The sequence below is a fragment of the Streptomyces sp. 2114.4 genome (genome assembly GCF_900187385.1).
In the GTDB taxonomy this organism is placed as follows: domain Bacteria; phylum Actinomycetota; class Actinomycetes; order Streptomycetales; family Streptomycetaceae; genus Streptomyces; species Streptomyces mooreae.
Genome location: NZ_FYEY01000001.1, coordinates 3,825,000 through 3,836,884 on the forward strand (window position 1 = coordinate 3,825,000; position 11,885 = coordinate 3,836,884).

At 71.5% G+C, this 11,885-nt stretch carries 9 protein-coding genes and 1 pseudogene; 3 read left to right on the top strand and 7 right to left on the bottom strand.

Features of this window, described 5'->3' with window-relative positions; genetic code table 11:
* The first annotated feature begins 191 nt into the window (after positions 1–191).
* Together CFW40_RS16755 and CFW40_RS16760 are read left to right on the top strand one after the other, a co-directional pair.
* The gene (locus tag CFW40_RS16755; RefSeq protein ID WP_088798656.1) at positions 192–1,409 is read left to right on the top strand and encodes a hypothetical protein; all 1,218 of its coding nucleotides are present in this window, start codon (positions 192–194) and stop codon (positions 1,407–1,409) included.
* Between the two features lie 131 nt (positions 1,410–1,540).
* Positions 1,541–2,728 carry an alpha/beta hydrolase gene (locus tag CFW40_RS16760; protein WP_088798657.1) on the top strand — a complete coding sequence of 396 codons (1,188 nt, stop codon included), beginning with the start codon at positions 1,541–1,543 and terminating at the stop codon, positions 2,726–2,728.
* 75 nt (positions 2,729–2,803) lie between these two features.
* On the opposite strand, the pseudogene CFW40_RS38925 reads toward CFW40_RS16760, so the two are convergent.
* Positions 2,804–3,031: pseudogene (locus CFW40_RS38925) on the bottom strand (MarR family transcriptional regulator); the annotation flags it as partial.
* Between the two features lie 428 nt (positions 3,032–3,459).
* Here CFW40_RS38925 and CFW40_RS37110 point away from each other — a divergent pair.
* Complete coding sequence (locus tag CFW40_RS37110; protein ID WP_176956487.1) at positions 3,460–4,257, top strand: hypothetical protein; 798 nt, start codon at positions 3,460–3,462, stop codon at positions 4,255–4,257.
* Between the two features lie 573 nt (positions 4,258–4,830).
* On the opposite strand, the gene CFW40_RS16775 is transcribed toward CFW40_RS37110, so the two are convergent.
* The 6 genes from CFW40_RS16775 to CFW40_RS16800 form a co-directional block, all read right to left on the bottom strand.
* Positions 4,831–6,498, bottom strand: a complete 1,668-nt coding sequence (locus CFW40_RS16775) for a protein kinase (protein ID WP_176956486.1) — start codon at positions 6,496–6,498, stop codon at positions 4,831–4,833.
* 158 nt (positions 6,499–6,656) lie between these two features.
* The gene (locus CFW40_RS16780) at positions 6,657–7,943 is read right to left on the bottom strand and encodes a cytochrome P450 (protein WP_088798660.1); all 1,287 of its coding nucleotides are present in this window, start codon (positions 7,941–7,943) and stop codon (positions 6,657–6,659) included.
* 161 nt (positions 7,944–8,104) lie between these two features.
* Positions 8,105–8,902 (bottom strand): ABC transporter permease, encoded by a 798-nt coding sequence (locus tag CFW40_RS16785; protein WP_088798661.1) that lies wholly within the window; start codon positions 8,900–8,902, stop codon positions 8,105–8,107.
* Entirely contained in the window at positions 8,899–9,921 is a 1,023-nt protein-coding gene (locus CFW40_RS16790) for an ATP-binding cassette domain-containing protein (RefSeq protein WP_371127326.1), read from the bottom strand. Before CFW40_RS16790 ends, CFW40_RS16785 begins: the two co-directional genes overlap by 4 nt.
* 146 nt (positions 9,922–10,067) lie before the next feature.
* Entirely contained in the window at positions 10,068–10,904 is an 837-nt protein-coding gene (locus CFW40_RS16795) for a DUF4097 family beta strand repeat-containing protein (RefSeq protein WP_088798662.1), read from the bottom strand.
* A gap of 224 nt (positions 10,905–11,128) precedes the next feature.
* Positions 11,129–11,668: a hypothetical protein gene (locus tag CFW40_RS16800; RefSeq protein ID WP_088798663.1), complete on the bottom strand. Its 540-nt coding sequence runs from the start codon at positions 11,666–11,668 to the stop codon at positions 11,129–11,131.
* Between the last annotated feature and the right edge of the window lie 217 nt (positions 11,669–11,885).

Consider the following 11,885-nt stretch of genomic DNA (forward strand, 5'->3'; position numbering starts at 1 on the left):
TCGCCCGTGACCCTCTGTCGATAATTCTCGCCAGTTAAGAATCCGCTCCCCTTGAGAACCCTCCTCCGTTGAGGATCCTCCTTCTCGGGTCGAAGCGGAACCTCGGCATCAGACTCCCCGTCTTTCCGGGCGCCCCACTTCTCCGGGCGTCCCCCACATCAGAACTTCGAACGAATGCGATGGGTACCGTTATGCGTGACACCAGCCGACGGGGCATAAGCCGCCGAGGCATATTCGGACTCGGGGCCGGCGCGGCGGCCGCACTCTCCGTTGCCGGCTGCTCACTTTCCGGCTCGTCGGTTTCCGACAAGGTCGGATCCAAGCCCGGACAGACGGCGAAGAGCAAGCCGATCGGCGACGGCTCCACCGCGTACACCGGAAAGCAGCCGAACCAGCCGCCCGCACCGGAGAAACTGGCACCGGGCCAGAAGCCCCCGCAATTCGTGGTCTTCTCCTGGGACGGAGCGGGCGAGGTGGGCAACGGCCTCTTCCCGCGGTTCCGCAAGCTCGCCAAGGACCACAACGCCTCCATGACCTTCTTCCTCTCCGGGCTGTATCTGCTGCCTGAATCGAAGAAGCGCCTGTACCGCCCGCCGAACAACCCCGTCGGCGCCTCCGACATCGATTACCTCACCGATGACCACATCAAGGCGACGCTGAAGAACGTGCGCGCGGCGTGGCTGGAGGGCCACGAAATAGGCACCCATTTCAACGGCCACTTCTGCGGAGGCAACGGCTCGGTCGCCCACTGGACCCCCGCCCAGTGGGACTCCGAGATCGAGCAGGCCATGGACTTCGTCACCAAGTGGCGGACGAACACCGGCTTCACCGATGTCGAACCGCTGCCGTTCGACTACAGCAAGGAACTCGTCGGCGCCCGTACGCCGTGCCTGCTCGGCCAGGACAACCTGCTGCCCACGGCGCGCAAGCGCGGCTGGCGCTACGACGCCAGCTCCCCCGGCGGCCTCCAGGTCTGGCCCACCAAGAAGCAGGGCATCTGGGACTTCCCGCTCCAGTCCATACCGTTCCCCGGGCACTCCGAGACCCTGTCGATGGACTTCAACCTGATGTACAACCAGTCCAAGAACTCCACCAAGGGCCCGCCGGCCAACTACCCGCGCTGGCGCAAGGAGGCCACCGACGCCTACATAGCCGGCTTCCAGCGGGCGTACGAGACGAACCGGGCCCCCTTGTTCGTGGGCAACCACTTCGAGCAGTGGAACGGCGGCATCTACATGGACGCCGTCGAGGAAGCCCTCAAGCACATCGCCGGCGGCAAGCACAAGGACGTCCGGCTGGTCTCCTTCCGCCAGCTCTGCGACTGGCTCGACGCCCAGGACCCCCAGGTCCTCGCAAGCCTGCGCGGGCTCGGCGTCGGGCAGAAGTTCACCGGGCGCGGACGCGGCTGAGGGCACCGGGAGGGGCAACGACGCCCCGCGTCAGGCACTCCTCGTTGCACCCCTCTCGCGTTCCTCATGCGACCTGGCCGGTTTCTGCCGCTGTCGAGGCGTCGGCCAGGGTTCCGTCGTAGCTTTCCCTCATGATCACCTTTCCCCGTACCGCGACAGCCGCCCTGCTCGCGCTGTCCCTGGCCCTGCCGGTCGCCGCATCCGGTACGGCGTTCGCCGCGACTGCGCCCGCGCCGATATCCGCCACGGGCGCACCGGCCGTCCACCTCGAACTCCCCCGCCCCACCGGGCCCCATGCGGTGGGGCGAAGCATCGTGCATCTCGTCGACAAGAGCCGTCGTGATCCCTGGGTTCCCCGCTCGGGGGCGCGGGAGCTGATGCTCTCCTTGTACTATCCGGCGCACCGCGGGAGTGGGCGTCCCTCCGCCTACATGACCACGGAAGAGGCCCGGTTGCTGCTGGCGAGCCAGCACTTGGAGGGCAAGGTGCCGGCCCGGGTGGTCAGCGCCACCCGCACCTTCGCGCGCACCGGTGCGCGGCCCGCGGACGGCAGGCATCCGCTGGTGGTGCTCTCCCCCGGCTTCGGACTGCCGCGCACCACCCTCACCCTCCTCGCCGAGGATCTGGCCAGCCGCGGGTACGTCGTCGCGACGGTCGACCACGCCTACGAAGCTGCCGGTACCGCCTTCCCCGGCGGCCGTACGCTCACCTGCGTCGCCTGCGAGACCGTCAAGCAGGGCCAGGAAGGCAGCGTCACCACGAACCGGGCCCGGGACCTGTCATTCGTGATCGACCAGCTGACCGGCCGCCGCCCGGCGTGGAAATACGGGCGCATGATCGACCCGAAGCGCATCGGCATGGCCGGGCACTCCATCGGCGGCGACAGCACGGCGCGCACCATGGCCTCCGACGACCGGATACGAGCGGGCGTGAACATGGACGGCGTCTTCAACGTGCCCCTCCCGGCATCCGGGCTCCAGGGCAGGCCCTTCCTGCTGCTGGGCAACGCAGGTCACCGGCCCGGCGGCCCGGAGCGGACATGGGACGAGGGGTGGGCCCGGCTGAACGGCTGGAAGCGCTGGCTGACCGTCTCCGGCACCAACCACCTCAGCTTCCTCGACCTGCCCGTCCTCGCCGCCCAACTCGGCGTGCACGACCCTTCCGCACCGCTGCCGGGACCGCGCGCCGCCCAGCTCACACGGAGCTACGTCGGCGCCTTCTTCGACCGCCACCTGCGCAGCATCCGGGAGCCGCTGCTCGACGGCCCCTCGGCGGCCAATCCGGAGGTGCGGTTCGAACTGGGCTCTGCCGACGGCTAGATCACCGGAAGGTATGGGTGGTGCACCACCTTGCCGATGTCGGACTGCCGGCGACGGACTGCCGCTGGCCCCGGGCCTCAGCAGGCCCTTGGCGACGAGGCGGTCCACCAGGCGGGAGACCGCTCCCGCGTCGATGTTGATGTGGCGAGCCGCTTCCCGCGTCGTCGAGGCGTCGCCTCCTCTCACCTCCCGACGCCCGCTGCGGTCCGCGTCCAGAGAGCCATCACGGGATTCGTCGCCACATGTCCGGAGTGCCAGGGCATGCCAAGAGCCACTGGTGAGGAATCTGCACCGAAGCGTCACAGGGCCTTCGCTTTGCCCTCGGGGGGTGCCGTTAGCGTTACAGCCCGCTCGATCCCGCGTGCGAATTTGATCAGGTCGCCGGCGTCCTTGGCGGCGCAGTCAGCACAGAAAGATCGCAGATGGACTACTGCTCGTCGTGCCGCCGAAGTCTCAACGGGGCACTCGTCTGCCCGGGATGCGGAGATTACGCTCCGGACATCGCCCCGCCCAACCATCGCCGGCAGCGCGCCAAGGCCGCCGCCGCGGCGTTCGAGGCCTGGCGTGCCGAGGAAGCCGCCGGCCTCGGCGCCCCTGCGCACCCTGGGCAGCACGGCACGCAGCCGTCCGCAGCCGGCCCTTCCGCTGCCGCGCCATCGGATGCCATACCGTCCGCTGCCAGGCCGTCCGCTGCCACGCCGTTCGACAGCGCGCCGTTCGACAGCGGCGCCTTGGGCAGCAGCGCCAGTGCCCTGGGCAGGAGTGACTTCGGCAGCGGTGGCTCGGGCAGCGGTGGCTCGGGCAGCGGTGCCTTCGACGGCGATGAGATGCGGGCGGATGCTGCCGAGGCCGGTGCGTCCGGCGGTACCGGGGTGGCCGCCGCTACCGGCCAGGGCCGGGCGGCCCGGCGTCGGCAGCTGGCACGCTGGAAGAAGCACCGGCGCCGGGCCGCGGCCGCCACGGCCTTCGCCCTTGTCGGCGGTGGCCTGACCGTCTCGCTGCTGCAGAACAAGCCGTCCGCCGGCCATGCGCAGGCGTCCTCGGCGCCGGAGCCCGGGAGCGTGGGCTCGCCCCGTACGGAAACGGCCGCCTCGTCGTCGGAGCAGCCGGACACCGAGGCTTCCCGGCACCCCGCCACGCACCCGCACCATGCGGCCGACCCGCAGCGGAGCGCCCCCGCCGCCGCGCCGTCCGCGGCCACGCCGGCCCGGCAGCAGCACGCCACCCCGGCACACTCCCCCGCATCCCCGAGCACGGCGCCGCACACCTCGACGCCCACCGCGGCCGGGACGTCACCCACCCACCACTCCGGCGCCGCGGCACCGAGGACGACCGCCGCCCCCGCTCCCGCCGGACACTCGTCCGGCACAGGCACGGGCACGGGCACGGGCACGGGCACGGGCACGGACACCTCACCGACGCAGACGGCACCCTCTACGTCGACCACGCCGAGCGACCCGACCGCCCCGTCCGCCGAGCCCACCTCCCCGGCGCATGTGTGTCTGCTGGGACTCGTCTGCGTCAACTGACGGCCCACCGACGGCTCCGCGCCGCGGGCCTCCCCCACGGATGCCCGTACGCGGGGGAGCGTTTGCACGCGCAGGGTCCGCACACGCTGAGGAATCGGCCCGCCGCAATGCCTCAACCCCGGGTCGTCCGGGCCGTGCGCCAGTACTGCCGCTTGTTCTCGTCGCGCACGACGACGCCGATCTTGGCCAGTTCCTCGCGCAGCTCGCGGGCCTCGTCGGCGGTGGCAGGCTTGCCCAGTAGCTGTGCGCGAGCCGTCAGCAGCGCGTCGGCGCCCTCCGGCAGGCCCGGTGCCCGGGGGACCCAGAGCCGGAACTCGTCCCGGTGCGGATCGCGGTCGGACCAGCGGTAGCCGTGCTCGGCGAAGGCGTCGGCGAGCCGCTGCGCGTCGAGGTCGCAGGCCGACGAGCGCAGCCACCGCCCCGGCCTTCGATCCGGCCGGCCGACTGCCCACGCTCCGGCTCATCCTGCGCCGCTTTCTCCGCGCCGAATGAGGTGGTGAGGAGAGCGCTGCGGGGTCGCAACGGTGCCACCTCCCCGGGTCAGGGCAGGGGCCTTTGCCGTCACGACTCCCGCTATCCCCGGGCGTGCCGGTCGGCCGGCTTTCGTGGCCGGCGGCGAGCGGTGCGGAGGTGTTCCGGCGGCTTCGGGGCGTCGGCCGTGGTGGGTGGGGTGGTGAGGTGGCCGGCCGAGGGCGGGCGGGTGCGGGACTTGAGGGTATGGGTGCCGATGGCGAGGGTGACGCCGAGGAGCAGGACGTAGAACACGCCGATCTTGTGGAGGTCGTCGAGGAAGAACCAGACGGCGGTCAGGGCGGTGAACCAGAAGGCCACCAGCGCGAATCCGCCCGCGTGGTCGTCCTTGTAGCCGGCCGCCAGGCACAGTGCGGCGACGAGGGCCAGGACCAGCGCGATGATGACGTAGCGGGTTTCCCAGCCGACAGTGCCGCGGGAGAGTTCGGACCAGGCGGCCACGGCTTCCGCCACCGGGCCCCAGGACACCGCGCAGGCGAGCCGTGCCGACCACAGCAGGAGCACCGCCCCGGCGACGGCGGCGAGCAGCGCGACCCGGTTGAACTGGCCGACCTCGATCATGTCGGTCCGGGATATCACCAGGGAGAGGAAGCAGCCGAGCAGGGCGACCGCGCCCTCGGCCGTCGGCCGGAGGACCACACGGGCCGGTCTGCGGCGGGTGGGATGGGGTGGGGACGCCTCCGGTCCGCTGTCGGAGGGGGTGGGGGTGGCGGAGGGTGGGGCGGAGGCGGCGGGGGGTGGGGCGGAGGCGGCGGGTGCCGCCGGGTGGGGTTCCCCGGTGGAGCGGCCGGGTGCGAGGTGGCCGGGTGCGGCGTGGCCGGGTGCGGCCTGTGCCCGTGGGGCGTGGCCGGGGGTGGCCGGGTCGAATGCGGTGGGGGTGCGGAGAGGGGTGGGCCGGGCGGCTTCGGTGAGTGCTTCGTGCATCGTGGATGCGCTCGCGAAGCGGTCCTCCCGGCCCTTGCGCAGCGCGCGGACGATCACCGCGTCGACGGCGGGCGGCAGTTCGGGGCGGAGCCGGGAGGGCGCCACCGGCTCCGCGGACAGATGCTGGTGCATCACGGAGAACGGGGAATCCCCGGTGTACGGGGGACGGCCCGTCAGCAGCTCGTAGAGCAGACAGCCCACGGCGTAGAGGTCCGTACGGTGATCGGTCTCGCCGCCGTTGATCTGCTCCGGGGCCAGATAGGCGGGGGTGCCGACCGCCACGCCCGTGCCCGTCAGGCGGGTGGCCGCCTCGCTGAGCGCCTTGGCGATGCCGAAGTCGACGACCTTGGCCTTGCCCGAGCCGGTGACCATGACGTTCGCGGGCTTGATGTCCCGGTGCACGATGGCGTGCCGGTGGCTGTGCTCCAGGGCGTCCAGCACCTGACCGGTGAGGTCGAGCGCCTGTGCCACCGGCAGCGCGCCGTCCTTGAGGACCTGGCTGAGGGTTCTGCCCTCCACGTACTCCATGACCAGGTAGGGCTCGGCGGCCCCGCCGCTCGCGTCCTCCCCCACGTCATGAACGGTGGCCACCCCCGGGTGGTTGAGCGCGGCGGCGGCGTGCGCCTCACGCTGGAACCGGGTGAGGAATTCGGGCTGCAGCGCCAGCTCGGCGGAGAGGGTCTTCACGGCGACGGTACGGCGCAACCGGTGGTCGACGGCGCGGTGGACCGTTCCCATCCCGCCGTGCCCGAGCTGCTCCACCAGCTCGTACCGCTGCCCCAACATCCTGTGCTCCACCGGGTTCCTCCAGGGACCGTCTACGCCAACACGTACGCGGGAAGACGTACCGGAGTGCGAGCGGGTTCCTCCGTGTGCCGTGTGCGACGTGCGGCAGACGCGCTCCCGCCGCATGACCCGCGCCCCCGCCGGGCGGCGCGGCAGGGCTACCGCTCGTCCCAGGTGACGGGGAGCCGGTGCACCCCATAGATGTTCATCCCGTGTCGCAGGGGGACTTCCTCCGGCGGGACGGCCAGCCGCAGCGTCGGGAAGCGGGCGAGGAGCGCGGGAAGGGCGACCCGCATCTCGACGCGGGCCAGCTGCTGGCCCAGGCACTGGTGGATGCCGTGGCCGAAGGCCAGATGCCCGGTGGCCTTGCGGTGCAGATCGAGGGTGTCGGGGTCGGGGAACCGCTCCGGGTCGCGGTTGGCGGCCTCGATCGAGAGGACGACGGTCTGGCCCGCCTTGATCAATTGGCCCTCCAGCTCGACGTCCTCCAGCGCCGACCGCGCGCTGGTGTGGGCGATGCTGAGGTAGCGCAACAGCTCCTCGACCGCCTGGTCGGCGAGGCCCGGATCGGCACGCAGGGCGGCGAGTTGGTGCGGGTGGGACAGCAGCGCGAAGGTGCCGTGCGCGAGCATGTTGGCGGTGGTGTCGAGGCCGGCGGCGAGCAGGAAGCTCCCTATGCCGGCGAGTTCTTCCTCAGTCAGGTCAGTGGTCGTGAGGTCGCCGAGCAGGTCGTCGGTGGGCTGGGCACGCTTGGCCGACACCAGCTCGGCCAGGATGTTCTGCAGCGCGGCCATGGCAGCGGCCACCTCGTCCATCGTGGCGCTCCGGGTCATCACCGTCGCCACATGACGCTGGAAGACCTCCCGGCCGGCGTAAGGGACACCGAGGAGTTCACAGATCATCAGCGCGGGGAGGGGCTTGGCGAACGCCTCGACCAGGTCCACCGCCGGCCCTTGGCGCTCCATGGCGTCCAGGTGCTCGGTGGTGATCTCCTCGACGCGGGAGGTGAGCAGGCGCATCCGGCGGACGGTGAACTTGCCCATGAGCAGACGTCGGTAGCGGGTGTGCTCGGGAGCATCGAGTCCGGTGAGATCACCGACCGGGGCCGGGGGCAGTTCGCCGGTGTAGCCGTCCTCGAACGGGTAGTGCAGCAGCTCGTAGCGTGAGCTGAAGCGGGGGTCCGCGTGTATCGCGCGGACCGCGGAGTAGCCGGTGGCCAGCCAGCCCACGTGCCCGTCGGGAAAGCGCATCCGGGTGAGCGGACGTTCCGTGCGCAGGGCCGTCAGTTCGCCGGGCGGATCGAAGGGGCAGCCCGCGGGACGGGCGGTCGGCAGCGTCACGGGGACGGGGTGTCCGGAGGTGGGGCATTCGGGCTCGCCGTGTCCGGGCTCGCCGTGTCCGGGGGCGGGGTGTTCGGGGGCGGGGTGTTCGGGGTGCAGGGGCATGACTGTCCTCCGATGCGGGATGCGGGATGCGGGATGCGGGGCACACCGTGGTGTGCGGTGAAGGATGAGGTGAGGAGAAGGGCGAGGCGCGAGGAAGGGGGAGTGCGGGGGAGGGTGAGGGGCCTGCCGGGAACGGAGGCGTCCCGGGCGCGGGGGCGCGCTCAGCGTGTGGCGCCGCGCCGGAAGGCGGCCCGCGCCCACAGGTAGCCGGCCAGGCTGAGCGCGAGGGCCCACGCCAGGGCTATGACGCCGTTGGTGCCGATCTCCGTGCCCAGCAGGAGGCCGCGAAGCGCCTCGTTGATCGGGGTGAAGGGCTGGTATTCGGCGAACCAGCGCAGTCCGGCCGGCATGGAGTCGGGGGTGACGAAGGCGCTGCCGAGGAAGGGCAGGAAGGTGAACGGCATGGGGGCGTTGCTCGCGGACTCGACGGTCTTGGCCACCATGCCCATCGCGGCCGCCAGCCAGGTGAGCGCGAAGGCGAGCAGAGCCAGCAGGCCGAGGGCGGCGAGCCACCTGACGGGAGTGGCGTCCGGCCGGAAGCCCACCGCCAGCGCGACGGCGAGGACCAGGACGAGGCTGAGCATGGTCTGGATGACGCTGCCGACCACATGGCCCGTCAGCACGGAGGCACGGGAGATCGCCATGGTGCGGAAGCGGTTGATGATGCCTTCGGTCATATCGATGGAGACCGAGACGGCCGTCGAGAGGGCACCGGAGGTCACGGCCATCAGGAGGATGCCCGGAACGACGTAGTTGACGTACGCGCCGCGGCCGTGCGCCGCACCCGGCAGTCCGATGCCGTTGCCGAGCGCACCGCCGAAGACATAGACGAAGAGCAGCAGCATCACGATCGGCATGGCGACGACCGAGAGCGTCAGGGACGGATAGCGCCGTGCGCGCTTGAGGTTGCGGCGCAGCATCGTCATCGAGTCGCGCATCGCGTACGGGAGAGCGCTCATCGGGCCCTCTTCTCAAGGGAGTTGGCGGTGGCGCCGGACTGCGGGGACCGGCCCGTGAGGGTGAGGAAGACCTCGTCGAGGTCAGGGGTGTGCACGGTGAGCGCCTCGGCTTCCACGGACGCGCGGTCGAGGGTGTCGAGGACGCTGCGCAGGGCGGGGATGCTGCCGTCGCCGGGGATGTGCAGGGTGAGCGCTTCGTCGTCGCGGCTTGCCGAGGTGAAGAGGGCGGCGGCCGATGCCAGGCGGTCCGTGTCGGCGAGCTTGAGGCGGATATGGCTGCCGGGGATCTGTTGCTTCAGCTCGTCCGCGGTGCCTTGGGCGACCAGCTTGCCGTGGTCCAGGACGGCGATGCGGTCGGCGAGTTGGTCGGCCTCCTCCAGGTACTGCGTCGTCAGGAAGACGGTGACGCCGTCCTCGGCGACCAGACTGCGGATGATCTCCCACATGGTGCGCCGGCTGCGCGGGTCGAGGCCGGTGGTCGGCTCGTCGAGGAAGATCAGGCGCGGATCGCCGACCAGGGTCATCGCGAGGTCGAGCTTGCGCCGCATACCGCCCGAGAAGGTGGCGACGGGTCTGGCGGCCGACTCGGTCAGCTCGAAGCGCTGCAGGAGTTCGTCGGCGCGCCGGCGGCCTTCGCGGCGGCTTCGATGGTGCAGGTCCGCCATGAGGAGCAGGTTCTCCCGGGCGTTGAGCAGGTTGTCCACCGCCGAGAACTGACCGGTGACGCCGATGGCGGCGCGTACGGCGTCGGCCTCGCGGACCAGGTCACGGCCCGCGACCTGCGCCTGGCCGGCGCTTGCCGGGATGAGGGTGGAGAGGATCTGGACGGTGGTGGTCTTGCCCGCACCGTTGGGCCCGAGCAGGGCGAACACCGTGCCCTCGGGGATGTGCAGGTCGATGCCGTCGAGGACGGCCTTGTCGCCGTAGGACTTGGCTAATCCGCGTGCGGTGATCGCCGGCGGGCGGGGCCTCGGTGGGCGGGGCGCCGACGAGCGGGGCGGGCTTCCCATGTTTTTCATGATCATGACAGTTCCTCTTCGAGTTTCCGAGTTCCGATTTCCGATTTCCGGTTCCGGGTTCTGCGATGTGGCAGGCCGGCGGCAGCTGGTGGCCGGTGGTCACGCGCGGTCGGCGGTCACCGGTCACGAGACCCCGGCGACAGTGATCAGGAGCGGCGGATCACGATGTCGCCGAGGCTGGTGTGGGCGCGTACTTCGACGGTCTCGGCGGCGTCACCGGGACCGTCGGACGGTCCGAGCGAGTTGCGCACGTTGCCGAGGCCGGTGGCCACATCGAGCCAGGCGGCGGTGGACTTACGGATGCCGACCTCCAGGTCACCGGCCGCGGCCCGGAGGACGACCCGGCCGCGTGCCACTTCACCGATCCGGATGGCGCCGTTGGCGGACTTGGCTTCGACCCCGGCGTGCGCGACGCCGACGGAGATCAGGCCGTTGGACGCGGTCGCCCGCAGGGCGCCGGTGACCTCGCCGATCGTGGTCGCGCCGTTGCCGTTCTTGACCAGCGCGGCGCCCGCGATCTCCCCGGCCTCGATCAGCCCCGAGGCGATGAGCTCGGCGTCCCCCGTCACCCGCGCCAGGCGGATGTCGCCGTAGTCGGTCCGCAGGTTCACGGCCTCCGCCTCGTCCATCTGGAGATCGCCGAGCGAGGTCTTGAACCGGCACTCACCGAGGCGGCCCGCACAGGTGAAGTCCGCCATCGGCGAGGTGCCCAGGACGTCCGAGCCGGCCGGCAGCTCGATGGTCACGTCGAGCGAGCCGCACTTGCCGAAGAGGGAGCGCTTCTTGGGCCCCTTGACCACCAGCTTGCCGCCGGAGCAGGTGACTTTGGTCTGCTGTGCGGCCCGTACGTCGGCGTCCGCGGTGGCGTCGCTCGGGCGCACCTCGACGACGGTGTCGGTGCGCTTGCTCGCGGTGATCCGGGCGGATCCCATGTCGAATTCGAGGGTGACGGAGATCGGTTCGGGGGTGTCAAAAGCAGGCATGGCTGTCCCGTCCTCATGGCTGTGGTGAGCATTCCCGCTGGTAGGGCGGGTGAGATGAGAAGTGGCGCGGTGCGAAGTGGTGAGGGGTGGTGAGGTGCTGCGGTGCGCGGTGGGCAGTGGTGCGGTGAGCAGTGACGCGGTGGCCGGTGGTGCGGTGTCGGATGGTGGGGTGTCCGGTGGTGCGGTGGTGCGATAGGCCGGGGGAGGCCGGCCGGCGCGGGTCTCTAGCGGACCCAGCCGGTGTAACCCTGCTGGCCCCGGTGGCGGCTGCGGCCGGCGGAGCGGGGGCTCTCGCCCGGTTCCAGGGCCGTGGCGACGGCCCGTACCAGCCAGGCGTTGACCGACAGGCCCTCGCGGCCCGCGGCGTCCTCGACCCGGGTCTTGAGGTGGGCGGGCAGGCGGAAGTTGATCCGGGCGGTGCCGCCCTCGTCGCCGTCCGCGGGGACGGTGGGCACGGGCGCCCGTCCGCCCGGCACGTCCTCGGGCGCCTCGGCCTCCCCGTACGGCTCCTGGTCCGGCGCCGGCGAGGGGGTCACCACGAATTCGGGGTCGAGTCCGCGCAGCCGTACGTCGACCGAGCCCGGTGCCAGCTCGCGGGTGACCTCGGCCATGGCGGAGGACAGCGCGTTGAGCAGGATGAGCCGGGTGGCCGACTCCAGAGGCGTGGTGAGTCGTTCGGCCAGGGCACGGGCTTCGTCTCCGCCCGCGTCCGCGGCGACCGCGAGCTCGTGCCGGAGGTTGTCGACATACGGCGTGAGGTCCATAACGCCATAGTGGCACCACAATGACGCCAACGCAAGCCTTTATGGCGCCGAAGCGGCGCCAAGCGCCGCCATCATGGCGCAAGGTGACGTCACGGCGTCACCATCATGGCACCATCCGGTGCGGCCCCACCGCCGGCCCGTCCGAACGCGGGGCATCGCCACGGCAGTTGCCCCACCTGCCCGGACGCGGCCCGGACCTGCCCCGGCCACGTCCGGC